Source organism: Prochlorococcus marinus CUG1433, from assembly GCA_017644425.1.
Taxonomy (GTDB): Bacteria; Cyanobacteriota; Cyanobacteriia; order PCC-6307; family Cyanobiaceae; genus Prochlorococcus_A; species Prochlorococcus_A marinus_U.
Map to the genome: position 1 here is coordinate 80041 of JAEPLN010000002.1, position 25839 is coordinate 105879.

42 protein-coding genes are annotated in these 25839 nt (G+C 29.7%); 18 read left to right on the forward strand and 24 right to left on the reverse strand.

The features are described 5' to 3' along the window. Positions 1–165 precede the first annotated feature (165 nt). From JJ842_09275 to JJ842_09285, 3 genes are read right to left on the reverse strand one after another with little or no spacing between them, the layout of a single operon-like run. Positions 166–1023 carry a transglutaminase family protein gene (locus JJ842_09275; protein ID MBO6972102.1) on the reverse strand — a complete coding sequence of 286 codons (858 nt, stop codon included), beginning with the start codon at positions 1021–1023 and terminating at the stop codon, positions 166–168. A gap of 11 nt (positions 1024–1034) precedes the next feature. Beyond that, on the reverse strand, positions 1035–1976 hold the full coding sequence (locus tag JJ842_09280; protein MBO6972103.1) for an alpha-E domain-containing protein: 942 nt from the start codon (positions 1974–1976) through the stop codon (positions 1035–1037). A gap of 1 nt (position 1977) precedes the next feature. Beyond that, entirely contained in the window at positions 1978–3411 is a 1434-nt protein-coding gene (locus tag JJ842_09285) for a circularly permuted type 2 ATP-grasp protein (protein ID MBO6972104.1), read from the reverse strand. Between the two features lie 137 nt (positions 3412–3548). Here JJ842_09285 and JJ842_09290 point away from each other — a divergent pair, with 137 nt between their 5' ends. Then, positions 3549–3785 (forward strand): hypothetical protein, encoded by a 237-nt coding sequence (locus JJ842_09290; GenBank protein ID MBO6972105.1) that lies wholly within the window; start codon positions 3549–3551, stop codon positions 3783–3785. A 30-nt stretch (positions 3786–3815) separates the two neighbouring features. After that, positions 3816–4049, forward strand: a complete 234-nt coding sequence (locus tag JJ842_09295) for a hypothetical protein (protein MBO6972106.1) — start codon at positions 3816–3818, stop codon at positions 4047–4049. A gap of 14 nt (positions 4050–4063) precedes the next feature. Here JJ842_09295 and JJ842_09300 read toward each other — a convergent pair whose 3' ends face one another. Next, on the reverse strand, positions 4064–4348 hold the full coding sequence (locus JJ842_09300) for a DNA gyrase (protein MBO6972107.1): 285 nt from the start codon (positions 4346–4348) through the stop codon (positions 4064–4066). A 556-nt stretch (positions 4349–4904) separates the two neighbouring features. Between JJ842_09300 and JJ842_09305 the strand changes: the two genes are divergently transcribed. Then, positions 4905–5060 carry a hypothetical protein gene (locus JJ842_09305; protein ID MBO6972108.1) on the forward strand — a complete coding sequence of 52 codons (156 nt, stop codon included), beginning with the start codon at positions 4905–4907 and terminating at the stop codon, positions 5058–5060. 33 nt (positions 5061–5093) lie between these two features. Here JJ842_09305 and JJ842_09310 read toward each other — a convergent pair whose 3' ends face one another. The 3 genes from JJ842_09310 to JJ842_09320 all read right to left on the reverse strand — a co-directional run bounded on the left by JJ842_09310 (position 5094) and on the right by JJ842_09320 (position 9113). Continuing rightward, a complete protein-coding gene (locus tag JJ842_09310) occupies positions 5094–6152 on the reverse strand; it encodes a PQQ-binding-like beta-propeller repeat protein (protein MBO6972109.1) in 1059 nt (352 codons plus the stop codon). Then, on the reverse strand, positions 6140–7495 hold the full coding sequence (locus JJ842_09315) for a GTP-binding protein (GenBank protein MBO6972110.1): 1356 nt from the start codon (positions 7493–7495) through the stop codon (positions 6140–6142). The genes JJ842_09310 and JJ842_09315 overlap by 13 nt, the downstream gene beginning before the upstream one ends. Before the next feature lie 76 nt (positions 7496–7571). Further along, on the reverse strand, positions 7572–9113 hold the full coding sequence (locus tag JJ842_09320) for a zinc ABC transporter substrate-binding protein (protein ID MBO6972111.1): 1542 nt from the start codon (positions 9111–9113) through the stop codon (positions 7572–7574). 137 nt (positions 9114–9250) lie between these two features. On the opposite strand from JJ842_09320, the gene JJ842_09325 reads away from it, so the two are divergent. Continuing rightward, positions 9251–10021: an ABC transporter ATP-binding protein gene (locus JJ842_09325; GenBank protein MBO6972112.1), complete on the forward strand. Its 771-nt coding sequence runs from the start codon at positions 9251–9253 to the stop codon at positions 10019–10021. Between the two features lie 13 nt (positions 10022–10034). Here JJ842_09325 and JJ842_09330 read toward each other — a convergent pair whose 3' ends face one another. Then, positions 10035–10469: a transcriptional repressor gene (locus JJ842_09330; protein ID MBO6972113.1), complete on the reverse strand. Its 435-nt coding sequence runs from the start codon at positions 10467–10469 to the stop codon at positions 10035–10037. 17 nt (positions 10470–10486) lie between these two features. Here JJ842_09330 and JJ842_09335 point away from each other — a divergent pair, with 17 nt between their 5' ends. Then, positions 10487–11272, forward strand: coding sequence for a metal ABC transporter permease (locus JJ842_09335; GenBank protein MBO6972114.1), 786 nt, complete (start codon positions 10487–10489; stop codon positions 11270–11272). Here the strand turns inward: JJ842_09335 and JJ842_09340 are convergent, their stop codons facing one another. Both JJ842_09340 and JJ842_09345 read right to left on the reverse strand, forming a co-directional pair. Continuing rightward, complete coding sequence (locus JJ842_09340) at positions 11273–11419, reverse strand: hypothetical protein (GenBank protein ID MBO6972115.1); 147 nt, start codon at positions 11417–11419, stop codon at positions 11273–11275. 83 nt (positions 11420–11502) lie between these two features. After that, positions 11503–11751, reverse strand: coding sequence for a hypothetical protein (locus JJ842_09345; GenBank protein ID MBO6972116.1), 249 nt, complete (start codon positions 11749–11751; stop codon positions 11503–11505). A gap of 858 nt (positions 11752–12609) precedes the next feature. Between JJ842_09345 and JJ842_09350 the strand changes: the two genes are divergently transcribed. Beyond that, a complete protein-coding gene (locus JJ842_09350; GenBank protein MBO6972117.1) occupies positions 12610–12993 on the forward strand; it encodes a DUF1499 domain-containing protein in 384 nt (127 codons plus the stop codon). Positions 12994–13632: 639 nt separating this feature from the next. Here JJ842_09350 and JJ842_09355 read toward each other — a convergent pair. The 3 genes from JJ842_09355 to JJ842_09365 form a co-directional block, all read right to left on the reverse strand. Next, positions 13633–14040 (reverse strand): OsmC family protein, encoded by a 408-nt coding sequence (locus JJ842_09355; protein MBO6972118.1) that lies wholly within the window; start codon positions 14038–14040, stop codon positions 13633–13635. Positions 14041–14167: 127 nt separating this feature from the next. Next, positions 14168–14410, reverse strand: a complete 243-nt coding sequence (locus tag JJ842_09360) for a hypothetical protein (protein MBO6972119.1) — start codon at positions 14408–14410, stop codon at positions 14168–14170. A 282-nt stretch (positions 14411–14692) separates the two neighbouring features. Then, complete coding sequence (locus tag JJ842_09365) at positions 14693–14899, reverse strand: hypothetical protein (GenBank protein ID MBO6972120.1); 207 nt, start codon at positions 14897–14899, stop codon at positions 14693–14695. A 183-nt stretch (positions 14900–15082) separates the two neighbouring features. Here JJ842_09365 and JJ842_09370 point away from each other — a divergent pair, with 183 nt between their 5' ends. Then, positions 15083–15457, forward strand: coding sequence for a hypothetical protein (locus JJ842_09370; GenBank protein MBO6972121.1), 375 nt, complete (start codon positions 15083–15085; stop codon positions 15455–15457). A 96-nt stretch (positions 15458–15553) separates the two neighbouring features. Further along, positions 15554–15715, forward strand: a complete 162-nt coding sequence (locus tag JJ842_09375; GenBank protein MBO6972122.1) for a hypothetical protein — start codon at positions 15554–15556, stop codon at positions 15713–15715. A gap of 18 nt (positions 15716–15733) precedes the next feature. On the opposite strand, the gene JJ842_09380 is transcribed toward JJ842_09375, so the two are convergent. The 3 genes from JJ842_09380 to JJ842_09390 form a co-directional block, all read right to left on the reverse strand. Further along, positions 15734–16048: a hypothetical protein gene (locus tag JJ842_09380; protein ID MBO6972123.1), complete on the reverse strand. Its 315-nt coding sequence runs from the start codon at positions 16046–16048 to the stop codon at positions 15734–15736. A gap of 131 nt (positions 16049–16179) precedes the next feature. Beyond that, on the reverse strand, positions 16180–16950 hold the full coding sequence (locus JJ842_09385) for a pilus assembly protein (protein MBO6972124.1): 771 nt from the start codon (positions 16948–16950) through the stop codon (positions 16180–16182). Between the two features lie 85 nt (positions 16951–17035). After that, on the reverse strand, positions 17036–17218 hold the full coding sequence (locus JJ842_09390) for a Nif11 family protein (protein MBO6972125.1): 183 nt from the start codon (positions 17216–17218) through the stop codon (positions 17036–17038). A 237-nt stretch (positions 17219–17455) separates the two neighbouring features. Here JJ842_09390 and JJ842_09395 point away from each other — a divergent pair, with 237 nt between their 5' ends. The 4 genes from JJ842_09395 (at position 17456) to JJ842_09410 (ending at position 18695) form a co-directional block, all read left to right on the forward strand. Further along, positions 17456–17635 carry a hypothetical protein gene (locus JJ842_09395; GenBank protein MBO6972126.1) on the forward strand — a complete coding sequence of 60 codons (180 nt, stop codon included), beginning with the start codon at positions 17456–17458 and terminating at the stop codon, positions 17633–17635. A gap of 49 nt (positions 17636–17684) precedes the next feature. Beyond that, positions 17685–17906 (forward strand): hypothetical protein, encoded by a 222-nt coding sequence (locus JJ842_09400; protein MBO6972127.1) that lies wholly within the window; start codon positions 17685–17687, stop codon positions 17904–17906. Then, complete coding sequence (locus JJ842_09405; protein ID MBO6972128.1) at positions 17907–18209, forward strand: hypothetical protein; 303 nt, start codon at positions 17907–17909, stop codon at positions 18207–18209. It abuts the gene before it with no gap. Between the two features lie 306 nt (positions 18210–18515). Beyond that, entirely contained in the window at positions 18516–18695 is a 180-nt protein-coding gene (locus tag JJ842_09410; protein ID MBO6972129.1) for a hypothetical protein, read from the forward strand. A gap of 4 nt (positions 18696–18699) precedes the next feature. Here JJ842_09410 and JJ842_09415 read toward each other — a convergent pair whose 3' ends face one another. Beyond that, the gene (locus JJ842_09415; GenBank protein MBO6972130.1) at positions 18700–18879 is read right to left on the reverse strand and encodes a hypothetical protein; all 180 of its coding nucleotides are present in this window, start codon (positions 18877–18879) and stop codon (positions 18700–18702) included. Positions 18880–19015: 136 nt separating this feature from the next. After that, positions 19016–19300 carry a DUF1330 domain-containing protein gene (locus JJ842_09420; GenBank protein ID MBO6972131.1) on the reverse strand — a complete coding sequence of 95 codons (285 nt, stop codon included), beginning with the start codon at positions 19298–19300 and terminating at the stop codon, positions 19016–19018. A gap of 79 nt (positions 19301–19379) precedes the next feature. Here JJ842_09420 and JJ842_09425 point away from each other — a divergent pair, with 79 nt between their 5' ends. Then, positions 19380–19922, forward strand: a complete 543-nt coding sequence (locus JJ842_09425; GenBank protein MBO6972132.1) for a hypothetical protein — start codon at positions 19380–19382, stop codon at positions 19920–19922. Between the two features lie 677 nt (positions 19923–20599). Further along, on the forward strand, positions 20600–21004 hold the full coding sequence (locus JJ842_09430) for an MAPEG family protein (GenBank protein MBO6972133.1): 405 nt from the start codon (positions 20600–20602) through the stop codon (positions 21002–21004). Between the two features lie 5 nt (positions 21005–21009). Here JJ842_09430 and JJ842_09435 read toward each other — a convergent pair whose 3' ends face one another. Genes JJ842_09435 through JJ842_09450 form a run of 4 tightly spaced genes read right to left on the reverse strand, consistent with a single transcriptional unit; the run spans position 21010 to position 22844 of the window. Further along, positions 21010–21879, reverse strand: a complete 870-nt coding sequence (locus tag JJ842_09435) for a restriction endonuclease (GenBank protein ID MBO6972134.1) — start codon at positions 21877–21879, stop codon at positions 21010–21012. A gap of 13 nt (positions 21880–21892) precedes the next feature. After that, positions 21893–22144, reverse strand: coding sequence for a hypothetical protein (locus JJ842_09440; GenBank protein ID MBO6972135.1), 252 nt, complete (start codon positions 22142–22144; stop codon positions 21893–21895). Positions 22145–22184: 40 nt separating this feature from the next. Next, positions 22185–22382 (reverse strand): hypothetical protein, encoded by a 198-nt coding sequence (locus JJ842_09445; GenBank protein ID MBO6972136.1) that lies wholly within the window; start codon positions 22380–22382, stop codon positions 22185–22187. A 42-nt stretch (positions 22383–22424) separates the two neighbouring features. Beyond that, a complete protein-coding gene (locus tag JJ842_09450; GenBank protein ID MBO6972137.1) occupies positions 22425–22844 on the reverse strand; it encodes an acyl-CoA thioesterase in 420 nt (139 codons plus the stop codon). 441 nt (positions 22845–23285) lie between these two features. Here JJ842_09450 and JJ842_09455 point away from each other — a divergent pair, with 441 nt between their 5' ends. Continuing rightward, positions 23286–23522, forward strand: coding sequence for a hypothetical protein (locus JJ842_09455; protein MBO6972138.1), 237 nt, complete (start codon positions 23286–23288; stop codon positions 23520–23522). A gap of 42 nt (positions 23523–23564) precedes the next feature. Further along, complete coding sequence (locus tag JJ842_09460; GenBank protein MBO6972139.1) at positions 23565–23729, forward strand: translation initiation factor IF-2 N-terminal domain-containing protein; 165 nt, start codon at positions 23565–23567, stop codon at positions 23727–23729. An 18-nt stretch (positions 23730–23747) separates the two neighbouring features. On the opposite strand, the gene JJ842_09465 is transcribed toward JJ842_09460, so the two are convergent. Beyond that, positions 23748–24005: a DUF2470 domain-containing protein gene (locus JJ842_09465; GenBank protein MBO6972140.1), complete on the reverse strand. Its 258-nt coding sequence runs from the start codon at positions 24003–24005 to the stop codon at positions 23748–23750. Positions 24006–24022: 17 nt separating this feature from the next. Further along, positions 24023–25030 carry a tRNA dihydrouridine synthase DusB gene (gene dusB / locus JJ842_09470; GenBank protein ID MBO6972141.1) on the reverse strand — a complete coding sequence of 336 codons (1008 nt, stop codon included), beginning with the start codon at positions 25028–25030 and terminating at the stop codon, positions 24023–24025. 165 nt (positions 25031–25195) lie between these two features. Between dusB and JJ842_09475 the strand changes: the two genes are divergently transcribed. Then, a complete protein-coding gene (locus JJ842_09475; GenBank protein ID MBO6972142.1) occupies positions 25196–25588 on the forward strand; it encodes a hypothetical protein in 393 nt (130 codons plus the stop codon). A 47-nt stretch (positions 25589–25635) separates the two neighbouring features. Beyond that, positions 25636–25839: cell surface protein (locus JJ842_09480; GenBank protein MBO6972143.1), on the forward strand; the 204-nt coding region annotated here is incomplete at its 3' end.

A 25839-nucleotide genomic window follows, 5' to 3' on the forward strand; every position in this document is an offset into this window, starting at 1 on the left:
TTGTTTGATTTGATAACTGGGATTTCTAAACTTGAGTTCAATTTTCTTCAAAGATTAAACAAATGAAAACAGATATATTTCTCTAAGAACGTATCAATTAACACTAAAAAAGAAAAAATATTTTCATTTATTTTTTTTGGTTTTAAAAGATTAAAGATTTAACTTTTATTTAATCTCAATAGGTTTGATTTCCCAGGATAAAGTATTTTCTAAATTATTTTTTCCTATAAAGTTCCCAGTAATTACAGAGGTCAAATTAGATTTGGAAGATGATACCAATGTTAAATATCTTTCGTCTATTAATCCTTTTCCGCTTGGATCAAAACCTCTCCAACCAGCACCTGGAATATATAATTCGGCCCAAGCATGTAAATCTAACTCGGCGGGCAACGGATCTTCAAAATGATAACCACTTACAAACCTACTTGGGATACCAATAGACCTACAAGCTTCAACCATCAGCATCGCTAAATCTCTACATGAACCTATGCGCTCTCTTAGTGTTCTGCTAGCAGGCCATGCTGGACCCGTGTGTCTTTTAGTATATTTAACCCGATCTTGAATGATCTCTATTAGCTGGTAGGTAAATGATAATGCGTTATTAATGCTTCCTGCTAAAGCTTCTTGAGCAAGTTCCACTGCAGAGGGATCGTGTTGTCCATTTGGCATCCACCCCTCTAGTGCGCCTTGTAAATCTCTGTTAATAATACTTCTACAAAAAGGTAATGTTAAATCTCTATTTTTAACCCCGTCAATAATGTTTGGATTTTTAATAGTTTCAACTTCGCTAATTGATTCAATAATTAAATTATCTGTTAATCCATTAAATCTGATTCTATTAATCTCTTCTCCGCTAGCTGCAAGAAGGGGATAAATAATTTCTGGTTCTGGGGTTATTTTTAATTCAAAATTCTTTAGCTTTTGAAATCCATTTGACCTTGGCTTTATACATAATCTGTGTTCTCCCAATTGAACAGGTTCTGCGTATTTATATTCAAGTTTGTGAATGTATTTAATTCTCATTAATAAACCATTTAATTAATAAAATATTTTTCTTGAATGAGAACATTTAGTTTATTCAAATCCATTTGCAATGAATCGATTGCTTCATGTAAACCATGATTGATTATATCTTCAATTCTGATATAACTCCACTTTGCTTGAAGCAAACCTCTCATGCACTCTAATTCTGAAGGATTTTCAGTAGATGGAGAGGTATCTATCGTTTTAAGTGTATTACTTATCCCATCAAGACAGTATCTTACTGATCTGGGAAAAATTGGATCAAGTAAAAGAAATTTTGCAACTGAATTAGGCTTTATAGAATTTTGTACAGCTTTCCTAAACATTTGATAGGCACCAGCTGAACGTAAAAGAGCAATCCATTGCAGCTCATCAAGAACTCCGCCAAGTTCATCTAAGCTGGGTAAGAGTAAATAATATTTAACATCTAAAATTCTCGATGTTTTGTCAGCTCTTTCGATTAATCTTCCAAGAATGCTGAATCTCCATGCAAGATCTTTGCTTAGAGTTGCATCTGTAATTCCATAAAAAAGCTGACATTCCCTTCTTATTTCACTTAATTGTTCTTGTCTTGGTTTATTCCATATTGCCTCTCCTTCTTGCATATTCCAATATAAAATATTAATCTGTTCCCACATTTCGGTGGTCATGACATCTCTGATTTGTCGTGCATTTTCTCTTGCCATTTGAATGCAAGAAATTATACTGTTTGGGTTTAAACGATCTCTTATTAAAAAATTAATAACGTCATCAGGTTTTTTCTCTGGGAATCTTTTATCAAAAGATTCTCTATCACTTGAAGCATCAATTAATGGGAGCCAAGGTTCTGCACTCCCTGGTGGACAATCTAATGACATTGCTTCACTAACTTCCACGAAACGAGATATGTTCTCTGCACGTTCTAAATAACGATTGATCCAATAAAGGGATTCTGCTACACGACTCAAAAGCATATTATTTACCTACGACCCATGTATCTTTGCATCCTCCCCCTTGAGAAGAATTGACGACTAATGAGCCTTTTTTTAATGCTACCCTCGTAAGCCCACCAGGGCTAACCCATGAATCTTTTCCTCTCAAGATATACGGTCTTAAATCAACATGACATGGATATAATTCCCCATCGCATAACGATGGCACAGTAGATAATTCTAATGTTGGTTGTGCTATGAAATTTCTAGGATTATTTTTAATTTTATTAGCGAATTCTTCTATTTCAGATGTTGTTGAGTGAGGGCCAATTAACATTCCATAACCACCAGCTTCTGCGACAGACTTAACAACAAGTTTTGATAAATTTTCTAGAACATATTCTCGATCCTTTTGGTAATGACAAATATACGTTTCTACATTTTTAATAATAATTTCTTCATCAAGATAATATTTAATCATTTTTGGAACAAAAGAATAAATCATTTTGTCATCTGCTATTCCAGTCCCAGGTGCATTTGCTAAAGCTACATGACCTGCTTTAAAAACATCAAGTAATCCGCTAACACCAAGGCAGGAATCTTTTCTGAAATTAAGAGGATCTAAGAAATCATCATCAATTCTTCTATAAATGACATCTACTCTTTTTAATCCAGAGGTGGTTTTTAAATATACATAATCATCATTACAAACTAAGTCATGACCCTGGACTAGTTGGATACCCATTTCTTGAGCTAAATAACTATGTTCAAAATAAGCACTATTAAAAATTCCAGGAGTAAGTAGAACTATCTTGGGTGTATCTGTCCAAACTGCAAGTTCTTGCAGCGTTTTTAAAAGATATGATGGATATTCATCAATTGGTTTTACTATTCTTCCTGAGAAAAGATTAGGAAAAATATTTTTCATAACTAATCTATTTTCTAAAAAATAGGCAACCCCAGAAGGGCACCTTAAATTATCTTCTAAAATATGCCAATCTCCTTCCCTATCCCTTATTAAGTCAAGTCCTGAAATTTGACACCATTTATTTAAAGGAGGTTTGAAACCTATCATCTGAGGTCTCCAACCTTCTGAACTCTCTATTAATTCTCTTGGAATTATTCCATCATTAATTATTTTTTGAGAATTATAAATATCATCTAGGAATAAATCAATTGCCTCAAGCCTTTGTTCTAGTCCTTTTTCTAACGTTACCCAATCATCTTTACTAATTATTCTAGGAAGTGGATCAAAAGGTAATATTCTCTCAGTACCTTTTAACCCTGTATCATTTAATCTGAAAGTTGCACCATGTCTTAGTAATAATTTTTTTGCGGCAGAATGATTCCTGTTTAATTCTTCAAGACCCATATTATCTAATGAGGAAAGAAGTGGAATCAATATTTCTCTAGCAGAGTTAACATTATCCTTAAAGTATTCATCAAAACTATTTTTAGGTTGATAACTTGAAAACATATTTTTTATCGTTTAATAATTTTTACTTTAGCTTTTTATCTTTATTCGTATTTATGGCTACCAAAAATAATATCTCTTGACTCGATCTATATCATTATTTTGATCATTGAAGTATATTTCTTAAAAATCTAAAAGGTATGAGTTCTAGTAATTGGCAATTTGTTTTTTTTAGATATTTCGCAAGCTTTCTTTTTATTCTCTCTCATAGTTTGCTGGTTCTTGATCATTTACCTGTAGGGGCAGCACTTCACGGACTTGGTGAAGTTTTTATTGCGCCTTGGGCTTTTAGGGAAAGAGCATGGGATCTTGTTGTTATCGCAGTTTTATTTTTCTTCTTTGATATCTGGGGACTGATAAACACTCCATGGAATTAACTGGTATTATTTATTTACTTATTGTGGGAAATGATATTAATTATGAAATCTTATTTTCGTCAAATTTATAAAATAATTTTTCTTTTACTAATTTCAAATATTTCTAATTTATATGCACATAATTTAATTAATGGCGGTTGCAAAAACCATTGTGGGCAAAAAGTTGAAGTAATAATTAATAAAAACAAATTAAAAAATATTGATGATCAAATAAATATTGAGAGTAAAAATTCTTGTTTAAATAAATCACTTTGTAGAGGTTGACCTCTCGATATTTTTTAAATTTTTTTTGAAAATGTCTCTTTGATAATTATCATTAAAGTAACATTTGCTTGATAATTTTTATTAGGAGGATTTATTTGATTTTTAATTAAAAAAATAAAAGTATATATCAACGGTAAAAGTAATGATGACGCTGCAACTAAAGCAATTATCTGGTTCAACCTAATAAATGGTTTTTTTACAAGATCCTCTCCGCACAAGCCACAAATTAAATTTCCTTTTGAGGATTGTCTTTGAAATTGATATTTAGGATTGCAATATGGGCAATAATATCGAACCATTTTTAAATTTTATTTCTTTAATCATTATCTATAAAACTAGAATAAAGTCATCTTAAAAAAAAGAGGGCTTATTTAAGCCCTCTTTTATCTCTTACTTATATTTTTTACTGAAGTTAATAACGCACCTAAATCATGGATCCTTGTTGCTAACTTCTATTAAGCTAATGCTCACCAAAATTAACTAATTGTCTTTAACTGGGGCAAAAACTCTAGAATTAAGCTTGTTTCTTAAAGGGCACCTAAACGATGCAGAAGAAGGAAGCTTAGACATTAATAAAAAATAATTGGAGCAGTTAATTAAATTAGTTCGGTTTATTCCGAAATTTCAGGCAGGCTATCGATCATTTTGAAAGACCCCCTAGAACTCAACAATATAAAATTAGGAAAATATTTCTCTAATGACAATCCGTTTTTATACGCATTGCTTTTTAATTAAAAATGTCCGAGAGTAGTAATCAATCGTGCTAATTTTTTGAGATATTTTTAGTAAGTTTTGCTTATTTCTTTTGATATTTAATTCGTCTATCTTAATTTTAAATAATCGAGGAACTCTTTTATGAATCATTCGAAAGAAGTTATTAAAGCTGATCAATCTAATCCTATAGACGAATATTTTCAATGTCTCTCATATTGCGATATTCACCCAAAAGGTATAGATAATGACTGTGAAGTCATCTGTATGGAAAGACATTTAAAAGCTAACTATTGGTAGTTTGAATTATTTTATTTTCCTGCTTAAATTCCTTCAAAAAGAATTAGTACGAACTTTAAATTTCCAAACATTTACTACACCTTTTGCGTTAACTGCAGCTAGTGCACAATCATCAGGTCTCCACGAAAGTGCACCCACTAAATCGCCTGCGAATGCAGCCCCAACTGGGTCACCATTACCGTCTTTTTTTAGAAAACTTGCGACAACAGAACCATCTCTAGATCCGGAAGCTACAAGCATGCCTTTATTTGAAAAGGCTAGGCTAGAAATAGGTTCGGTATGGTGCCATAGCTCTCCCGGCATAGTCCCCTCGGGACCGTCACCTATAAAGCTCCACACTGTAATTCTTTCACTGCCACTAGTTGCCAGTAATTTTCCACTATCGTCAAAAGAAAGGTGACTGGGTTTTCCTGGGTATCCTGTCATTTCAGCATCCATTCCGGTTGATCTTCTCCAAAAATGAACTGAATTGTCTTGACTCCCGCAAGCGACTATATCACCATCAGGACTTAATTCCATTGAGACTAATGATCCTTGCCACTCGAGCTTTTGATTCGTTTTATTATTTACTATGTCAAAGAATGTTACTCTCCCGTAGCAGGCTGTAGCTAGCTCATTATTATTTGACCATTTTATTGCACTCACTGTGCTTGGATGATCATCTGATACCCATTTTTCTTCCCCAATTTCATTAAAAACATATACTTTTTTTGAAGAAGCTGCTGCAAGAAATAAGCCATCATTTGACCACTTAAGATGCTCTACCCAAGCCTTGCCAAGATCGAGAGTTTTAATTACTTTACCTTCGTGACAATTATATATTTGAATATTTCCATCTTGACCGGAAGTTGCAAAAATCTCTCCTTCTGGATGAATGGACATTGCTAATAGACCAGCAGAGTGTGTATTTTCTTTTTTCCAAATAATTTTCCCAGTATCTCCTTCAAAGGCAAAAATACCTCCTGCTACATCCCCAACAATGAATAACTTTCCTTTATTAGCCCAACCACAAACTATGGCATAATCATTAACTTCAGCTGTCCATCCCTCGTGGAACATGCCTCTTGGGCTAAATGATTCTATATCAGGCATTTTTCAAAACCTTCTTTCATCTCTTTCTCGTCCAAATTTCTACCTATAAAAACAAGTTGGTTTCTACGAGGTTCGTTACCCCATTCCTTATCAGGTTGCGCTGTAAATAACATATGTACCCCTTGGAAAACTATTCTCTGTGGGTTGCCTGAGTAGCTAATGAAGCCTTTAGTTCTAAATATATCCACCCCTTTTTCAGAAAGAAGTCTGCCCAACCAAGTATTAAGTTTTTCCGGATCAACATCTCCAAATCGTTCAATTGCAATGGACGTTACTTCATCATCATGCTCGTGCTCGGCTTGCCAGAATCTTTCAATATTAAATGGGATCTCTTTTGAATTATTGTCTTCACTTTTAATGATTTTCATATTGAATTCTTCAGCAGTGTGCTGTGTATATAAACCTATCTTTGATCCCTTTTCGATATCTAATATGAATGATTTATTTCCTTTATCCTCCAATTTAAGGTTTATATGTTCTCCAAATGGAATGATATTACCAGGTTCTAAGCTTTTAGCTTTTTCTGCATAAAGTCTTACGCAGGATTCAGCACCATCTTTAAGTTCTTCTTCACTCTCACTTTGATTAGCGAAAGCTACTAATGACATTTCTGGATCGGGACCTTCTTCTAGCATTAATTCATATTTACCTGCAGCAAGGTCGTAAACACCTGTCCATTCAAAAGGATATTCTGGTTCAAGAAATGTTGGTCTGCGTTTAAGGATTTGATCTAGATCAAATGCACTTAGATTTAGGACTGTTTCGATTGGTACTTGGGCATTCTCGGCTCTAATGATTCGAGTCATTCGGTTCATATCTCTCAATCTAGATTCAAGAGTATCTAGTGCATCATCAGAGACTAAATCAGTTTTATTAAGGACAAGAACATCTGCAAACGCAACTTGTTCTGAACTTTCATCACTTCTTCCTAGCTGCTGATCAATATGAGCAGCATCAACTAAAGTTACAATTCCATCAAGAGTAAATTCAGAACTAATTTCTTCATCCATGAAAAATGTCTGCGCGACTGGCCCAGGATCTGCTAATCCGGTCGTTTCTACTAAAACATAGTCAAACTTATCTCTTCTTTTCATAAGGTTGCCAAGGACTCTTATCAAATCACCGCGAACAGTACAACAAATGCACCCGTTTGACATCTCAAAAACTTCTTCATCGGCATTAATTACGAGCCCTTGATCTATCCCTACTTCACCGTATTCATTCTCAATTACGGCTATTCTTTTCCCGTGCTCTTCACTTAGTATTCTATTAAGTAAAGTAGTTTTCCCTGAACCTAGAAATCCAGTGAGAATAGTAACTGGAACTTTATCTTTGATGCTCATTTAATGATTTTTACCAAATAAACAATAGTTTAATAATAGTAATAATAAGAAATGAAAACCGTTTTTATTAGAAAAATTAATCTGAAAGTTTGTACCATTCAGACTCAAGATTGGATCCAGATTCTTTATCACAGCTTCCACCTAATGAATCAACAATTGTGCAAGTGTTGTGAACGGCTACTGAAACCGTATTACCATCCATCATCAATCCATCAACGAATATTTGATTAGAAGCTAAAGGAACTGAACTTTGTCTACTTAAGTTCCTTAATAACTTAGATGCTGGAATTTGTTCAGGAAATATCGCCTGAACTTTCTCTTCATCTAACATTTTTAAAGTAGAACTTATGTTGTCTGGCCTTAAGCTTGAGGAGTCTCCAAGAAAGTCAAGTAAACTAATGGTTTCAAAACCAAATGCATCCCCGTAGTATTCCATTGCTTTGTGTTTAGAGACAATTACTCTGTTTTCCTCAGGAATAGTGCTTACTTGTTCGACGATCCAACTATCTAAGCCTTCTAAGAGAGAATCAGTTTTTTCGAATCTTTCATTAATTAGTTTTCTGTCACCTCTATTAAAAACTGAAATATCTTTCTTTAAACTTTTGCTTATAAGATCTCCCATTTTTATGATGTTATGTGGATCATGCCATACATGTGGATCTAGACCTCCATGGTCATGATGGTGATGCCCCTCTCCTTCGTCTGGAACTTGTGCTATTGGTTCTACATCACTATTTGAAACGTCTTTAAAAAAGTGTTGAGTTGCTTCAAACTCAAAAGGCATGTGTTCAGTAAAAAATATATATTCACCATCTTCTTTGATATCCACGTTAAAAACAGTACTTTCTTTTCTTTGATCAAAGTTAAGAACAAAAGCTTTATTACTTGCTATCAAAGTTCCATCATTTTTTCTGCTTATTGAGTCTTTAGATCCTAATAATTCTTTGGCTAAATCTTCAGACCTTTCTATGTCATTAGATTTGAGAATCACCATCTTCATTGCAGGATCTGCATATTCGCCATCGACTTTTTCAAATGACCATTTGTATGAACCCTTAGAAAGCTGGAATTTACCTGCCCATTCGAAAGCACCCTCAGCATGATCATCATGTCCACCATGGTCTGAATGATCATCATGACCTCCATGATCAGAATGATCATCTACCTTAGCTGAATGTTCAGCATGATCGTCATGTCCGCCATGGTCTGAGTGGTCATCGTGACCTTCATGATCAGAATGATCATCTACGTCTATTGCACTAACACCTACAACAATAGTATTCTTTTTACTTTCCCAATTTCTCATACTTGGAGTCATTTCTTTGCCAAGAGTGAATACTTTGTCTGCGCTATTTAGTAATTGAGCTTGTCTTGGATTGATCTTTAAGTCATGAACATCCTGTTTTCTATCTACTAAGCATGTAACTTCGTCAGATGGTAACGCAATAGATTTAACTAAATCACAAACTAGTGGTTCTACTGCTACGTATGACTTCCCTTTAGCCATTACATCCTGCCCAAAACCAGAAAATATAATCGTTCCAGCGATTACGGAATTTTTAATAATTGACTTACTTGAACATGTTTTATTTGATAAAAGTCTTTTAAAAGTTGACATAAAAAATTATTAAATACTTAAAAATGATAATCATTTTCATTACACCTGACAAGAAAAGGTATCAAATGTTATGAAAATAATACGCAGCTTGTATTATTGGTAAGCTTGTAAAGTGACTTTTTCATGAAGATTAATTAATGGCTACTTTAGTCGCTGAAAATTTAACATTTGCATACACAGAAAAAAGTAAGCCAGCTTTAAATAAGGTATCGGTTGAGATTAAACCTGGAACTCTAACAGCGCTAGTAGGCCCAAATGGTGCCGGTAAATCCACTCTTTTGAGGATATTGCAAGGACAAAATACTCCAGATAAAGGCGAAATAAAAATTGATGGTGAAAATTTATATAGATCTAGAGCTCTAGTGGCACTTATGCCTCAAAGAAGTTCTATGAATTGGAAGTTTCCCATTACAGTTGAAAAATTGGTATCTCTTGGTCAAATAAAGTATTCAAAATCAAGAAGTAATAACCCCTTTCAAATAAAGGCTCTTCTAGAATATCCTAATTCTTGGATTAATAAATGTTGTGAATTAGAAGCGACAATGCAAAGAGTAGGAATTGCTAATTTGGCTAATAGAAGACTTGATTCTCTTTCAGGAGGACAGCAACAAAGAGCTCTATTAGCAAAAACTCTTATGTCCCCTGCAAAAATATTTCTTCTGGATGAACCTTGTGCGGCATTGGATCCCCCCGCAAAAGAGGACTTCCTGAAAATTGTTCGTCAACTCGCAGATGCGGGACTTTCTTTGCTAGTAAGTAGCCATGATTGGGGCGAGTCTCTAAATAACTACGATCAAGTAATCGTTCTTGATAAAAGTGTTTTAGCAGTTGGTAGTCCTGATCAAATAAAAGATAAATTAGATGCGATAAACATAAGCTCTATAAAGGAAAATAATTTCTGTGATTAGAAAATGTTCCTTATTAATTTTGAGCTTGATAACAGTTTTGGCAAAGGCCGAAATATTCGAGTGTATGAAACAAAAGTTGAAACTTTCTTGGATTTTTTTTAGGGGCATGAATATCTTTAACAGGACAACCTTCCATTTTCGACGTCTCTCCGCATTGAACGCAGGTCAAATGATGAATGTCTCTATCTACGGGAGTGTAAAGAACCTCTCCTGTTGGGAGATGTCTAGAACGAATTAAACCATGCTTTATAAGAACTTGAAGATTCCTGTAAACAGTGGTCAGTCCCATAGCTTTTCCGCTTTCAATCAATTGTCTATGCAACTCTTGACCGCTCAGTTCATCCTCGCATTTATTAAGTTCTTCAAGAAGTTGCTCTTGTCTTTTGGTAATGTCAGACTTAGTTACCATTGTTTCCAAAATCTTTTTTTGCCTCGTATTTTTGATCATACCGAATCTTTCGAATAATGTCTTTTATTAATAACAACTGGTGGTTGGTTCCATTAATAATAACTATATTTTCTGGGATCTTATGCCCAGCGATGGGAACTGTATTAATCACCCATAAGAGATTATTACAAGTTAATTTAATCTCTCATTGCGTGTTGCCTGGACTTGCTCTCGCATTAGCGCTTGGAATTCACCCTTCAATTGGTGGTGTTATAAGTGGTCTTTTAGGCTCGGTAATTGCGGAAAGTTTAACCAATAGAAAAAGTGAAAATTATGAAGCAGTTATGAATACTATTCTTGCTGGAATGCTTGGGTTTGGAGTCCTTATTATCCCTCTACTCGGAATAAGGATTGATTTGGAGGCAGTATTATTTGGCGATTTATTGACAGCAAATTTTGGAGATTTACTTAGAACAATAATTGCTTTTTTAGTATTTATACTTTTAATGACTTTTGGATATGAAAAGGTTGTTTATGTGGGATTGGATCCGGAAGGTGCATCCGCGAGTGGTATAAACGTTTCTTTATTAAATCTTGCTTTGAGTTTTACAACTGCATTAGTAATTGTTAGTTCAATGTCAGCAGTGGGAGTAATTCTTGTAATTGCTCTTCTTTCTACGCCAACTTTGTTAGGGCTAAATAAGGCTCATAGTTTAAGAATTGCAATGATGAGGTCTTCATTTTTTGGATTATGTATCTCACTTCTTGGATTCATTCTCTCTATTGTCTTTAATCTTTCGCCTGGACCTGCAATTAGCGTTATTTGTGTTGCGTCCCTTTTAATTCCTAAGCTTCGCAAATAATTAAATCTTAAATGTCCAATCAGAATTTAATGCTTGAGCTTCTGGATTGTTTTTTAAAGCTACTTCCATAGCTTCTTTTTTATTATTAGCTATAACAACTTCATCAAATTCCTTTCCATTTTTTTTGAGACTTACTTTGAAACGCATAAAAATTATTTAATTAATTAAAAGTTAACCACTAAGCAACTAGATTTAAATACTTTTAAAAGTTAATTGATGAAATAGAAACTTTAGTTATTCTGAAGTTTTTCTACTACAGATTCTTTTTCAATTTTAGCTACATCCTGTAATCCATTAGCATCAAACCAAGGAGCGTTTTCCCAATTAAATCCTTCCCCAAAAGTATTATCGGGAGCAGCTACGTACCAATGACATGATGAATCGGGAACATCTACAGCACATTTTGACCAGTCAGCTTCCCACTGAGGAACTTGTACCCACATCACAGATGCTAATAAAAAAGAAAAAATAAAATTCATAATTATCATTTAGCAAAATTTTGAAAGATTTTTTTCACATTCTTTCTTTCTTTTCTTCCAGTAATTCTCAAGTATTTGATATTTATGCTTATTTTTGAATTTACTTAAATGAATATTCTTCTGATTAAGAACTGAAGTATTTTTGATTTGCATGACTTAAGACTGTCTATGTAAGACATATTTAAGACACTTTATAGATTTTTTGAAGTGAATTTATACTTAATTTTTGTCTTACTTTTGTGTAGGTAAGTATTTTTCTGGATTATTTTCAATATAAGTAAGCGAATAATTGACAACACCTACTATTACTGAAAAAAGAGCAATTGCCGAAATAATAAAAATGATTTTTTTATAAATGCTTTTCATCAATTTTTTATGTTTTTGATTATTTTTTTCATCAACGCGCAATTTTTCTGAAAGATTTAAATAATTAGTAATTTATACTGTAGCCTTTTAAATTACCTTCAGAGTAGATTAAATACATCAGAAACTCCTCACACACTTTTTTCTGATAACTTTAAAAGTACTCCGACCTCGATGTTTGAGTACTTTTTATATTTTTTGCCATGTGACAGTTAAGATAGAGGTCTATTAATCATTACATATTTTGAATTTAGGTGTGATATTAGTATTGTGTGTAGGAGGAATTGATTTATTTCAGTGGAAACAAGGAAACACTTGATATAAATCAATTTTAAAAGATCTCTCTCTGAGAGGTCTTTTTTTTTTGGGATTATTAGAAATATATATTAAATTCTGACTATAAAAACATATATGCTTTCTTCCAAAATAATTAGCTCGTCATTACAAATTAGTAATTTAATTCGTTAGATTACGAGTTGTTAAATTCTTCTTTTAATGCAAATACTTTTTTTAGCAATTTTAATTTGTTCAAGCTTTTTATTCCCCTCTTCATCATTTGCCTCACATATAGAACTAAAACCTTGTGTAGAGATTGCTCATTGTGTACGAGAAGAATGGGAGGTAAACAATATTGAGAAACCTTTTGAAGAGATTAAAGCATTTATCGAAAACACTCCAAGAACTGAGATTGTTGAAATTGATGGCGATTATCTTCATGCTGAGGCAACCAGTAAATGGATGAAGTACGTAGACGACTTAGAAGTATCCTTTCTACCTGAATCAAACATCTTATCAATAAGATCAGAATCAAGAGTTGGAGAAAGTGATTTGGGCGTGAATCAAAAAAGAGTTGATTTACTAAAATCGAAAATGTTTTAAAATAAAGAGTAAAAAAAAATAATTTTTTTATTGTTTTTTGTATAACTTTTCCATTTAAAAAAAAAATTAGCAGATAAAAAAGTGATAATTGTCATCATGCCTTGATAATGGCAAATTTATTAGATTTTCTCTAAAAAGATGATCATAAATTTTATATATTTATTGTTATTTAGTTTTGTTTTTTTCTGGTTTTATATAAACATAAAAAAAAATGGACTTAAATGGATAATCAAAGGTCTTTTTCAAATTGGAATATTGGTATTATTCATTGGAGGGTTTTTCAAAATATTTTTCACCTTACCCCCTAATTTATTTATAAAAATATTTTTTCTTATTATTTATACATGGTGCACTATTGGAATAAATGTTAATTTCATGATCCCTTTGATTAGTTTGATTGACCAAAAAATAATGAAAAAATAAAACTAAAATTTGCCTTAATTCTTAGTACAAAAATAAATCTATTTAGTTAATCTGCAATATTAAAATTTATAAGATTTATTTTTTTCCTTTTGAAAGTCTTTTTCTTGTATACCTAGTCTTTAATGCCAAGTCTGTCATTACATATATTCCAAATAAAAGAATGAATATTCCAATAAAGTATTTCATTATTTTTTATGTAATTACTATGTTTGAGATTTATTCATTATGCCAACTAATTTTAATATCTATTTCTTGAGATAAATTTCTTGTAACTGGACATTCTTTGGATGCTTTTTTCAAAAAATCAATAGTTTCATTAGAAGTGCTCACTGGTATAAAAATATCTATTATTAGTTCTTTTATCTTCCTCTCGCTATTTTGTGTCATTACTTTTTCAATATTTAAGTATATACCTTTCAAATCAAATCCTTTTGATTTAGCTTTGATTGCCATAATGGTTAGCAGGCAAGTACCTAGAGATGTTGCTAATAAATCAGTTGGGGAAAAACTTTCACCTTTACCGCAGTGATCTAAAGGTGCATCAGTTCTAATAAGACATCCAGATTGTAGATGAATAGCCTCACAGTTTAAATTTCCTAAATAAGAACATTTAACTTTGGTCATTTTAAAAAATTAAATTAGGAAAATATTATTAATAAAAAATTGTGGAACATAACAAGATTATTGATGAGAAATTTTTTATTTGCATATTAGTGGAGTATTAAGGAAATTCATCATTCAAGTTTTGAAATCAGTTTTTATATCCATATTCCTCTAAGCAATACTTAATTAATTCAATTGATTTATTAAGAGTTCTTTTATTTTTATTTTCTAGATCGAAGCATTCATTTAGAACACGTATAGATTCATTTAAAAATGATTCTTCTTTATTTTTTAAATCTTTAACTTGATTTATATAAATTAATTTTTTAATCCCAATAAGGGAAAATATGATTATTAATATTGCAAAAATTGCTATTTTGAATTTATTCATACAATTAGTTATTACAAATATTTTAATTTATTTAATATCTAAAGACTTTACATAGCTTATAGAACTAAGTAATTACATATGTAGCTGCTGTTATTGCTATAGCAGTAATTGAAATGAAGATGTACGGAACAACCTTTAAAGGTATATATAGATTATTTTTAGACATAACAAGAATCTTTATAAAAATTCTTACATTCTCTTTAAACTTTATTAGTCTTCAAATATACAAATTAATTTACTTTGCAAAAATTCAATTCTTTTAAAAGATTAAAAAATTTATATTCATTGAATTTTCATTAAATAAAGTATTTCTAAATCCTGTCTTGAGTCAGATATTTTTCTTTTTAAAAAGATTAATTCTTCTTGGCTCATTTTTGATTCTTTTATCATCATTTCTGCTTGTTCAATAGCATGTTCTATATTTCTAATTTTAATTTCTCTTATTGAGGGATCATCTTTACATGCTTTTTTAGTATTCGCATCTAACATATGTACTAAAAAAAATTACCTTGAATTTAATCTAATTTAAAACTTCATTATCCTACAACCGCAAACTTAATCAAAATAAATTATTATATTCAAATAAGAACTTTAACCTTAGCTAACCCTCTCTTCAATCGATCGAGTGGGTTTTTTTTATGGTGTAATATACTCCTAGCATTTAATACTAATTTGGAAGATTCAAAACTTAATCCTGAGGAAAATAATTCAATCGAATCGTCCCCCAATTTGAATGAAGAAAATAAAGATCTTAATGAGGGGATTAAAAAAGAAGAAAATGTTAAAGCATTTACAGAATTTCTAGAGAAAGCAAGTAGTCAAGATTCTTCAGAAGAAAAAGTAAGACTTGATTCTGAGCAACAAAATCCAAAAATTGACAAATCACTTTTTAAAAGATTTCTTAATAATGGATTTGATGGAATTTCAACAAATCCAAACTATAAAATGTTGGCATTATTAATAATCCTTTTAATTAATTTGTCTCTATTTTTTGTAATTGGCAATATGGGTAAAGCGTTTTTAAGAAATGCTGGAATTATGGGTTAGAAATTATTTATTTCTTTTTGGATAATCATCTTTACAATTTTGATTCTTCAAATGAAACTGTGATATTTTCTTGTCAAATTAATATTTAAATAAAATTTGGATAATAAAGAGCCAGAAAATCCAGTCGTTTATCTTTCTAATTTAGTCAAGAAATTAGATGTAAAAAACAGAAATGGTTTAGTAGCATTAGCAATAGTAAACCTTTTAGTAATACTTTTATTTAAATTTTATTTGAAAGGATCTGGATTATTATCTTGAATTTGCCTGCTGGTATTATTATTCAGCATTCTCAAATTGCTTTGCTAATCTAAATGCCTTCTTAATTATTAGAAAGCCACCATATGCTCCTGCCAGTAAAGGTAATACTATTAGAGGGTTAGGGGAATAATCTGAATAATTTTTCACACCCTCAACATATTCATAACCTGAACATTTAAGAATGATAAAGCTAAAAAATGTGATACTCCAACCAATGATTGATAAAAATCCACCTTTTTTATCTCCTTCATAAAATCTGTCTAGACCTAAGCCCCAACCTCCTATTAGGAATATTCCTCTAACAACTGAATTTTTTTCTTGATTTCTAAGCATAATAAAAAAATGTTCATTATGTACGTAACCTATTTGTATTTAAGATGTGAGATGTTTTTATTAATTAATCTTTAAAATAAATTTTTAATGGTTTTTTCTATAAATTACAAAATTATTATTCAGTGTTTTAATTAATCATTAGAGATTGTATTTGAATTCAACAAGGAAATTGAAGGCCTAATATAAATAAAAATAGACCCATACATATCCTGCATAATTCTCATTTCATCGTCTAGATATACAATTGAGACTTGGCAATTTGGCGATTCTTTATTCCAAGGTAACTTATTCCATACCTCTTTAACTGGATACCATCTATCCATAAGTAATTCACTAAATAATGGAATCTTATTAAGTCCATCAACTTTGGAAACTTTTGTCTTTTGTAAATTCATATCAAGTAAATTATTTCTTAAAACTAAATCACTTGCTAGGGTTATTACTCTTCCACCAAAAGTAGGCAATAGTTTGAACCAACCTAAGATAGGAATAGTTGTAAGCCCAAATATTGTAGTGTCAAAAGTAGATATAAATTCTTTTTTTTCAAAATCAATCTTTTGAGCAATTCTCCCAATAGTTGAAATGCCAAAGGATCCTACTTGCAATTGATGTAATTTAAAAAAAAGATTACTTTTAGATTCATCATTTAATGCCTTTTCAATAGCAAGGAAGAAAGGGGAACTTCGAAATAATTCAACATTAGAAAAAATCAATTCCCACTCTCCAGACAATAATTTTTCTGATATTTCAAAACTAAAGTCTTTAAGAGCATCAATCAATTCATTCATTTCATTAGCTTTTTCCTCATACATAGGAGAAATTAATTTATTTAATCTTTGCCCCCTATCTGTAACAGCAGATATTTTATAAATATTTGACTTTATCTCTCCAATTTCTTTCATAACTCCAACACAAGAAATACTAATTAATCTTAGGAATTTAATTTGATGTTGATGGCAATTTTAATAATGCTGGTAATAAAATCAATTAATATTCTCCCCACCTTTTACCAATATCAAAACCCCATTCAGTGGTTAATTTAATTACTTCATCATGATTCTTGCATTTTGAAAGGGATAACTTTTTACTAGGATTATTTTTTATTAGCTCAGCAATTTGATTAAGTTGCTCTATTTTTTTTAGAAAATTACTTAGATCTTTATCTGACATTTATCTAGGAAGTAAATTTTTGATCATAAGTAAATATGTAATAAAGAACCCAGGCAACACCAATAATAAGAATTGCAATCATTATATTTACTGACCAAACTACTTCTATCATGTAATTTTTATATATATTTTTAATATATCCAAAATTTAAATTAATTTAACCGTTAATAATTTAAATCTAGAACAATACACTACTACTACTAGGTATATAGAATAGTCATAAATAGTTTAAAAATTATGGGAGAAGCTAAGAGAAGGGAAGAGTTAGGCTTACCACCTAGAGAAAAGAAAAAGGAAAAACAAACATCAAAAAATCAACTAAACAAAATTTTAAATAAATATCCTTATTTACCCTTCATTTTAGGTTTTTCATTATTAGCAATATTAATTATCGATTTAGTTAATTACTACAAATAGATATATAAAAAAGGGGATACTTTAGAAGAAGAGAAGATTATCTTCGCAATTGCGAAATTATTTTTCCATAATAAAAATAAAACTCATGAAACCGATTAACACTTCATGCGCCTTAATTTTAGGGGTACTAACTTTGTTTTCAATATCTAATGCAAATGCAGGTGGCTGCAGTTCTCATACTGAGAAGAAGGCAGAAATTGAATGCTTGTCTGATGATAAAAAATGTATAGAAGCGAAAGAAAGAGAATCACTATACAAAGTTGAGGCCTAAATGTTTGATAATCTTGGAACTGCTCTAGTACAGGCATTAGGCTTCTTTGCTGTGTTTGGTTTTTTTGTATATCAAACTTTATTTGCAGATAGCAAACCCAAAAATTCAAAATCAAATCCTAAAAAAACAAAGATTTCCGACAAAAAAGAATCAATTAAGAAAGAACCTAAAAAAGGTTTATTTAACAGAAAATCTAAACCTGTTGAAGAGAATTTGACAGTCCAAAAAAAGGGATTATTTGGTAGAAAAAAAGAAGTTATTAAAGAAGAGATTAAACCAAAGAAAAAAGGTTGGTTTAAATAGGTAAAGGTACTTAAACTCTTTTTTGATATCTTTTATACAAAAAATATTTTTAGTAACTTTATAATTTATAGAAGGTAATATTGAAAATGAATCATAGAGAAATCACAAAAAAATATAGCGAGTTACTTAATAAGGCTGAGTTTGCTACTGGACGTAAGGAAGTTGTAGGTCTTTTAAAAAAAGCTGCCAAATTGAAATCTCAGATTGAAATCAATTATTAGATCTTAAGATTAGTTTAATTCTAAATGTAAAAAATTTTTTTAAATAAGTTTTTACATGAGATAATCTGCATAGATTATTTTTCTTATGAATAAAAAAGGTTATACAACCGAAAGCGGTGGTAGACAAAATGGTTTTGCAATTGAACCAGAAATTAACCCCATATCAGAAGGCGAATCAAAGAAATCCATATTTTTATTTATTGGAATATTATTACCTTTTCTAATAGGCGGTTTTTATTATTTAAGGACTCTGAATATATTCTGATATTTTATAAGCCATTTTTAGCAATATATTCTTCTGAGCTAACTATATCTTGCATTAAGCTCTCTGATGAAGGATTAAATCCATTTTGCTCTAAAAAAGATTTAACCTTTTCAAATTTTTGTTGAATTTTTTTTGTGTATGGAGTTGTCATCAAATAATCGTCCTTTTCTGTTGAATAGTTCATTTCATTAACGGATTACTTTTACAATTAAATTTTGCAAAATATGCTATTGCCAGTGAAGTTATAAATATTACATAAATAATTTAATAGTAATAAATACTTATAAAATGTTTGTGTTAAATCGTTATTGGTTGATTTTTTAAAGAGTACTTATAGTAACTAGTTCCATTAAATCTCTGGACTGCAGATATTTTTGAAATACTTCAGAATAAAATGCCTTTTTAGCAGCAAATTTTGATTCGAATTCAATTACTAATCCAAGCTGCCCTCCATCCCATTCATTTGAAGTTGATTCTTGTATTAAATCTCTTTTTACTATTACTCCTCCCACAGATTTAATCCAAGGCAATACTGTCCTTATATATTCCAGAAATAAATCAGCATTAGGAATTGAAATTTTCTTTAACCAATAGCTTTTTGTCATCAAATCAACATATTCTGGGTAGAATATAGCACATGGAGGTAAGTATTTATCCTTAGCTATATATTCCAGCGTTTTTTAAATGGAAACAGAAAATGATTTATTAAATTTACTTCTTAAATCACCAAATTCAGATAAGATTCAATCTATTGCCGAACAACTTGAAATTGATCATAATTTTTCCTTTAGTAAAGATAGAAATGATTTACAGGGTGTTTGGGAGCTTAGGTGGAGTAGTTCTAACAGTCCTTTTTTAAAATATTCTCCTTTTATTGATAACCTTCAAATTCTTGATCCCTTTAATTTAAATGGTCTTAATTTACTTAAACCTAAAGGAATAAAATCAATTATTGGTACTGGTATTTTAATAAGACTTAATTACATAAATGAAAAAAAAATTGGGGTCAAATTTACACATGCTGGTGTTATAGGCCCTAAATTTGGAAGAAAAAATATAAATGCTATGAAAGAAATAAATAATGAACAATTAGGGTGGTTAGAGATAACTTATTTAAGTAATAAACTTAGAATCTGTAGAGGTGATAAAGGAACTTTATTTGTTTTAAGAAAAATAAATTCACCGACTTTATTCAAGAATTTCAAGGAATTTATTAAAATCTATTAAAATAAAAATTAATTCTTTATCCAAATAGACTTTAATACGAAATAAATTGGTAAATATTTAAATGATTCTTTGGGTATTTCATAACTAAAAAATTTTAATGCTTCTTCTAACCAGTAACCAATATCAAATCCTAAAAGAATTTTTTCTACAACAAACCAAAATTCTTTATCAAATATAATTCTGAAGTTTAAGTAAATATATTCCCAATGAAAGGTATTCCAATATTGGGTTAAAAATGAGGATAAAATAAGCCAAAGTGATATAAATAGAAAACTTTTAAGAAATTTATAAAATTTTTTCATATACCAGCAACGGTCTTATTTAATTTCAAATATCCCTTATTATTATTTAAATAAAATTTTATTTCCATTAAATATATTCAAAAAAATATAAAAATATTGAGAAAGTAGTAAATTTTCGTGGCATTAATAATCTATTCTTCTTTTTTTAGATTCTGTGCCTTTAGATTTTTATTCTTAAGAAAAAATCCTAAAAACAGAAAAGCAAAATATATTAGTAAACTTATGCCAAAAATTAAAACTAACCTTGAAATATCCATAAATGATTTTTTTTTATAAATTACAGCATTTTTTACAAAGTTTTATCTATGGTAATGATTTTTCATTTATCACGATAACGAGCTTCAATTATTAAGCTAATAATATTATTTAAATCATATGCAAGTAGCTTTTGCCTGGAGCCTTTGTCTATCAGTTGGTGTTGTTTTATTTTCAATTATTCCATTAACTATAGGGAGAGTTAAAGCGGGATATTCTGTTGAAAATATGTCTGCTCCAAGGGCTTTATTTGATGAATTACCGTCTTTTGGAAAAAGAGCAGTTTGGTGTCATCAAAATTGTTGGGAAAGTATTTCCCTACATGCGCCCGCATGTCTTCTTTGTTTGATTACTTTAACTGACTCTAATATTGCAATAATTGCAGCATTGATTCATCCTATTTTTCGTTTTTTATATATTGGTGCATATGTATTTAATATCCCTACAGCTAGAGGTTTAATGTGGGCCTCAGGAATTTTTACAACACTTTTGCTTTACAAAGAGAGCTTAACTCAATTTATATAAACTATTTAAACAATAAACTTTTCTAAATCTTTTAATTGATATTCATTGATTAGTTCCACTTTATTTGATTTTGCTAGTTGATGAGCAGACTTCGTAAAGCCAGATTTTGACACTATTATTGCATGTGTACCTTTCCAAAATAATTTACCAGCTGAAATTTCCTGAACTGCTTTATTTCCAATGGCTTTTTCATGATCTTTGCATTGTATACATATTCTCAAATCATTTATTGACGCAATTAAGTCAACCCCTTGATCTCCTGTATTAGGTGTTTCTTTTACTTCCCAACCATTTTGTTTGAGAATTTCCATACAATGATTTTCAAATCTAATACCTTTTTTGTAGTTTCCCTTGTTTTTACTTGAGTAGTTTTTTTCTATTAAGTTTAAGCATGATTTCTCTATTTGACTTGCTATGAAAACAAACCAATCTTCAGTCTCGAGCTTTCTAATAGATCCAACTATCTCATCATCAATAGTAGGATTTTCGTTACAATAAGATCTCCACTTTTCGAAAAATAATTCCATACTTCCAAATTTTTTTAAAATTACTTTTTCCCAGAAGTATGGTATACCCTCTTTAAATCGCTTAGATCCATTAAATATATTTTTCTCAATGGCTTTTTCATCAAGAGGTGGATTGCCAATCCATTTTTTAAAATCTTCGTTACCGTAAGCATCTATTTCTCTTAATCTGATCCTTTCCTCTAACAAATTGTATTTGTTCTCGTCTATTAAATTATTAATTGTTTGAATAAAGAAATTGGAATTTAAGGCATTATTTAATTTTAATTTTTTCTTTTTAATTTGATAATCTCTTACAATTATAAAAATTAAAAAAATGATAAAAATAATTAAAATAAAAAAAATTTTCATTAAAGATTTTTATCTAAAAAGTCTTTGTTTTTCTAATAACAAAATTATTTTTTGTTATTACTGAAGATTCATTTACTTCAAACCCATTAATTGCTGATATTTCTCCTTTTATGCCTTCTAATGTTAATTGTTCGATAATCCCTTTTATTACTTCATCCTCGACCAATTTTCTATCAATTCTTTCAGGCGTAATATCTGTAAGCCATTTTGAGGTCTTTTTTTTAACAACCTCTGTAGAGTTAGTTATTTTTAAGTAGATAGCCATTTTTTAAGTCTTTCACTTGAATTATAATCATTAAATCTTCTTAACTTTTATTATTGTCATTACTTTCCCACTCAAGAAATTGAAAAACAAAAATTGCAAAGATAGAGAAAAATACTATAAACAACCCTAACCATCCTATAAATTTGTGCTCTGTAAAAAGATTTGTGAGCATTGATTTTTCTTGATATCTTGATTCCATTTCATATTGATAAGAATCAATAACTTGAAATATATTCATAATTAATGAATTAATAAATCGTTCATTTGGCGAAAAATAATTTCAACCGTTTAATTTGCTAAAGGCTTCCGATAGGAAATCTGGCCTTTTTCTTATTATAGAAAAATTCAGTTTATTTATTAAGACTAAATTTACTACAGCAATAGTTAAGATTTCATTTTTCTTGTTATAAAATTTTGAAATTACATTAATCCTAGGACTTTTATCAATATTGAATTCGCTCTCGATTGTTATTTTTTCACCAAGAAATAAAGGAGATTTATATTTTATTGAAGTATTGATTAAAGGTAAATCTAAGCCATTTTTAGTTAGTTCGAAATAACTTATACCTACTTCTGAAAGTGCATTTATTCGGCTTTCTTCAAGCCAATTAAAATATTTACCGTGCCACATTACGCCTGCATGATCAGCATGTTGAGGTAAAACAATTTTTTCTATTTTCCAAACTGGTTTTGAGTTCATCTTTTATTTAAAAAATATTTTTTTTAATGAAAAAACTTATTTTGATATTGTAGATTAATTTTGTTTATTAACATAAGAATCATCAAAACTATATTTATAAAGTTATGTTTAATCGTAAAAATAGAAGTAGAAAAATGAAGAAGATTTTTCAATGGGAAGAATATTTAAATTGGAAAAATATGTCAAAGGAACAGAAATTAAATTTTAAGAGGGCGTGCTTATTTCCCTTTCTCGTCTATATGGTTTATGTTTTTCTTAATCAATACTCCTTAGCAATTCTTTTGTTACTAGGGGTTTATTTTTTAATTAGATTTAAAAATAGAAATAAGTTGGGAAGATAAATATTTTTGATTTTGATTTATATATATTTGTTTTAAAATTTTCTAGTTTTTTTAAATAACTCTATTTGCATATAACAATGGTATTAGATAAATGTTTTTTATGAAAAGAATTGTTTTGTTTTTATTTGTATTAGTTTTTTCAATATTTTCTAATACGAATAATTTATTAGCAAAAGAAATTGAAAATAACATTAAAGATAATATTTCTAATGAAATTGAAGAGATTAATCCTGATAATAAAAAAACTAATATTTCTAATTCTTCGTTAGAAGATATATTTGGTGATGAACAAACTTTTCCATTCGTTGCTGGTTTAGGGAAAAATGCAGCCCATTGATTTTAAGGTTCTTGATAATATAGAAAAGATTTTTTAATACTAATGAAAGGTCTAAGAGTCCTAGAACTTTCTGAAGCACTTAATGTTGATAGCCCTGATTTATTAGCTGTTTGTGCAATTCTAAAAATAAAAGCCACATCTAGATTAAGCATGCTTTCATTTGAAGAATGTAAAAAGATAACTGATTACTATGAAAATAATAATTAGATTTTTTTATAAATTATTTTATTTTTTAATGTCTTTAATCATTGATACTAAAGTTGAATGAATTTCTTCTTCAGATATTTCATTTTTAAAATTGATAATTGCTGATTGTCCATCGTAATTGATTTTTATATAACTATTATTAATTTCTTCCATATAAGCATTCTCAAATCTTGAAATTTTCCCATAATGAATAAGATATTTGTGCACTGAATCTATGTGATCATTATTCATGTGATCACAAACTCTTTTACTTGTTTCTTTACTAATAATTTTCATTTAAATATAGATTTCTTTTAAGCTAATCTATTTTTTTCATTATTCAAAGTTTTAATCATTTTAATTATTAAATTTTTAACTTCATTTTTATCAACAGCTCTTACTAAGTTATTTCTCAAATTTGATGCTCCTTTAAAGTCTTTGCATGTCCATGAGATATGTTTCCTTGCAATTAGCAATCCGTGATCTCCTTTTTCTTTTATTAATTCATCAAGATGCTCAATAATTAAATATAGTTTTTCTTCTGTGTTTGGTTCTTTAAAATTTTTATTTTCTCTAATGGCATAATCTATTTCTCCTATTTTCCATGGGGATCCTAAAATTCCTCGTCCAATCATTACACCATCAGCATTTGTTTTTTTTAGACAATTAAGAGCGTCATCTGGATTTTTGATATCTCCATTAGCAATTACTGGAATTTCCAAAAACTTTTTAAGTCTCCCGATCATTTCCCAATCTGACTTACCTGAAAAACCCTGTTTTCTTGTTCTTCCGTGAAGTGTGATCATAGTTGCGCCCGCATCTTGAAGTTTAAATAAGAAATCCTCTATATTTTCTTCTTTACTATCCCATCCGAGTCGTGTTTTTACTGTTACTGGAACCCTAACAGCTTTTACAACATTCTTGACTAATTCTATAGCAAGTTTTCGATCTTTAATTAAAGCACTGCCTCCACCTTTCTTTGCAATTTTTTTTACTGGACATCCCATATTTATATCAATTAAGAAAGCCCCATAGTCCTCAGCTTGTTTCGCGGCTTCAGAAACAGCGTATGGCCTATTATCAAATATTTGTACTCCAACTGGACCCTCTTCTAAATCTATTTGATTGATTTTTTGTGTTCCAAACCCTTTTTTAAGACTTGTGGCATTTATCATTTCTGTAAAAAGTAAAGAGTTTGGAGCCCATTTACGTACAAGTCGCCTAAAAATGTTATCTGTAACTCCTGCTAATGGGGATAGCATGACCTTACTCGTAATTATCCTGTTAACGCCTCTTCCTTTTAGCTTTATATTTGAAGACATATGATATTAAACTTATTTAACTTCTTTATTGTAAACCTAGTATGGAGTTTATTTTATGTTTTCTATTTTATTTAATCTTTAATTAGTAATTTTATTTAAATAGGCCTAATTCAATACTTTTTTTGCTAGTTTATATTAAATTGAAATTATAAAAGGAAATTTTTCTTGTATATATTTTATTCTATTTTTCTTCCAATAATTATTTTTATTGCTCCAATAAATGTAAAAGCTATTCAAGGTAATTTAGATTTATCAAGTGCTCAAACTTCAGTGGGCAAAAGATTTGCTAAAGTCTTTTGTGATGCTAAAAGTGAAGGTTTAGATTCTGATTTTGCTAGTGAATATGCTTTAAATAATACATATTTAAAATTTGTAGCATTCCCAGACGATGACGAATATCTGGAAAATTTATGGGATTTTACTCACAATAGTATATTAGATAATTGTGGTGAATTTGTAGATATAAATGATTTAAAAGATCTTGAGATTTTTTTTAAAGAAGAGGGTTTAATTGCATCAAATAGAGAACTTTATTTACCAACTTTTGAGAATAATTAGATTAAATTTTTAGCATGTACTAAAATATAATTAGAATATGAAATTTTATGAAACTATTAGGTTTAAATTCACCTGAAATATTCATAATTTTAGTCGTTTTGCTTTCAATTCTAGGTACAAAAAGAATTGAAAAAGGTTTCTCCTTAATCAAAAAACTATTAAAGTTTCTTTTAAGCGATGAAGAAAATCACACTTTAGAAAATACAAAAGTAAAAGTATCTGAACCAGAAGAAATTGAAGTTAAAGAAGAA

Coding starts and splice junctions, on each gene's coding strand:
- JJ842_09300 (MBO6972107.1), bottom strand. CDS start 4,348: ATGGTTCGATATTATTGCCCATATTGCAATCCTAAATATCAATTTCAA.
- JJ842_09460 (MBO6972139.1), top strand. CDS start 23,565: ATGAAAGGTCTAAGAGTCCTAGAACTTTCTGAAGCACTTAATGTTGAT.
- JJ842_09415 (MBO6972130.1), bottom strand. CDS start 18,879: ATGAACTATTCAACAGAAAAGGACGATTATTTGATGACAACTCCATAC.
- JJ842_09445 (MBO6972136.1), bottom strand. CDS start 22,382: ATGAATATATTTCAAGTTATTGATTCTTATCAATATGAAATGGAATCA.
- JJ842_09325 (MBO6972112.1), top strand. CDS start 9,251: ATGGCTACTTTAGTCGCTGAAAATTTAACATTTGCATACACAGAAAAA.
- JJ842_09380 (MBO6972123.1), bottom strand. CDS start 16,048: ATGCTTAGAAATCAAGAAAAAAATTCAGTTGTTAGAGGAATATTCCTA.
- JJ842_09350 (MBO6972117.1), top strand. CDS start 12,610: ATGCAAATACTTTTTTTAGCAATTTTAATTTGTTCAAGCTTTTTATTC.
- JJ842_09365 (MBO6972120.1), bottom strand. CDS start 14,899: ATGTTAGATGCGAATACTAAAAAAGCATGTAAAGATGATCCCTCAATA.
- JJ842_09360 (MBO6972119.1), bottom strand. CDS start 14,410: ATGAATAAATTCAAAATAGCAATTTTTGCAATATTAATAATCATATTT.
- JJ842_09285 (MBO6972104.1), bottom strand. CDS start 3,411: ATGTTTTCAAGTTATCAACCTAAAAATAGTTTTGATGAATACTTTAAG.
- JJ842_09290 (MBO6972105.1), top strand. CDS start 3,549: ATGAGTTCTAGTAATTGGCAATTTGTTTTTTTTAGATATTTCGCAAGC.
- JJ842_09295 (MBO6972106.1), top strand. CDS start 3,816: ATGATATTAATTATGAAATCTTATTTTCGTCAAATTTATAAAATAATT.
- dusB (MBO6972141.1), bottom strand. CDS start 25,030: ATGTCTTCAAATATAAAGCTAAAAGGAAGAGGCGTTAACAGGATAATT.
- JJ842_09315 (MBO6972110.1), bottom strand. CDS start 7,495: ATGAGCATCAAAGATAAAGTTCCAGTTACTATTCTCACTGGATTTCTA.
- JJ842_09335 (MBO6972114.1), top strand. CDS start 10,487: ATGTCTTTTATTAATAACAACTGGTGGTTGGTTCCATTAATAATAACT.
- JJ842_09345 (MBO6972116.1), bottom strand. CDS start 11,751: ATGAATTTTATTTTTTCTTTTTTATTAGCATCTGTGATGTGGGTACAA.
- JJ842_09330 (MBO6972113.1), bottom strand. CDS start 10,469: ATGATCAAAAATACGAGGCAAAAAAAGATTTTGGAAACAATGGTAACT.
- JJ842_09405 (MBO6972128.1), top strand. CDS start 17,907: ATGTTTGATAATCTTGGAACTGCTCTAGTACAGGCATTAGGCTTCTTT.
- JJ842_09425 (MBO6972132.1), top strand. CDS start 19,380: ATGGAAACAGAAAATGATTTATTAAATTTACTTCTTAAATCACCAAAT.
- JJ842_09465 (MBO6972140.1), bottom strand. CDS start 24,005: ATGAAAATTATTAGTAAAGAAACAAGTAAAAGAGTTTGTGATCACATG.
- JJ842_09355 (MBO6972118.1), bottom strand. CDS start 14,040: ATGACCAAAGTTAAATGTTCTTATTTAGGAAATTTAAACTGTGAGGCT.
- JJ842_09395 (MBO6972126.1), top strand. CDS start 17,456: ATGGGAGAAGCTAAGAGAAGGGAAGAGTTAGGCTTACCACCTAGAGAA.
- JJ842_09280 (MBO6972103.1), bottom strand. CDS start 1,976: ATGCTTTTGAGTCGTGTAGCAGAATCCCTTTATTGGATCAATCGTTAT.
- JJ842_09385 (MBO6972124.1), bottom strand. CDS start 16,950: ATGAAAGAAATTGGAGAGATAAAGTCAAATATTTATAAAATATCTGCT.
- JJ842_09435 (MBO6972134.1), bottom strand. CDS start 21,879: ATGAAAATTTTTTTTATTTTAATTATTTTTATCATTTTTTTAATTTTT.
- JJ842_09320 (MBO6972111.1), bottom strand. CDS start 9,113: ATGTCAACTTTTAAAAGACTTTTATCAAATAAAACATGTTCAAGTAAG.
- JJ842_09305 (MBO6972108.1), top strand. CDS start 4,905: ATGAATCATTCGAAAGAAGTTATTAAAGCTGATCAATCTAATCCTATA.
- JJ842_09430 (MBO6972133.1), top strand. CDS start 20,600: ATGCAAGTAGCTTTTGCCTGGAGCCTTTGTCTATCAGTTGGTGTTGTT.
- JJ842_09455 (MBO6972138.1), top strand. CDS start 23,286: ATGAAAAGAATTGTTTTGTTTTTATTTGTATTAGTTTTTTCAATATTT.
- JJ842_09410 (MBO6972129.1), top strand. CDS start 18,516: ATGAATAAAAAAGGTTATACAACCGAAAGCGGTGGTAGACAAAATGGT.
- JJ842_09420 (MBO6972131.1), bottom strand. CDS start 19,300: ATGACAAAAAGCTATTGGTTAAAGAAAATTTCAATTCCTAATGCTGAT.
- JJ842_09440 (MBO6972135.1), bottom strand. CDS start 22,144: ATGGCTATCTACTTAAAAATAACTAACTCTACAGAGGTTGTTAAAAAA.
- JJ842_09340 (MBO6972115.1), bottom strand. CDS start 11,419: ATGCGTTTCAAAGTAAGTCTCAAAAAAAATGGAAAGGAATTTGATGAA.
- JJ842_09275 (MBO6972102.1), bottom strand. CDS start 1,023: ATGAGAATTAAATACATTCACAAACTTGAATATAAATACGCAGAACCT.
- JJ842_09390 (MBO6972125.1), bottom strand. CDS start 17,218: ATGTCAGATAAAGATCTAAGTAATTTTCTAAAAAAAATAGAGCAACTT.
- JJ842_09450 (MBO6972137.1), bottom strand. CDS start 22,844: ATGAACTCAAAACCAGTTTGGAAAATAGAAAAAATTGTTTTACCTCAA.
- JJ842_09310 (MBO6972109.1), bottom strand. CDS start 6,152: ATGCCTGATATAGAATCATTTAGCCCAAGAGGCATGTTCCACGAGGGA.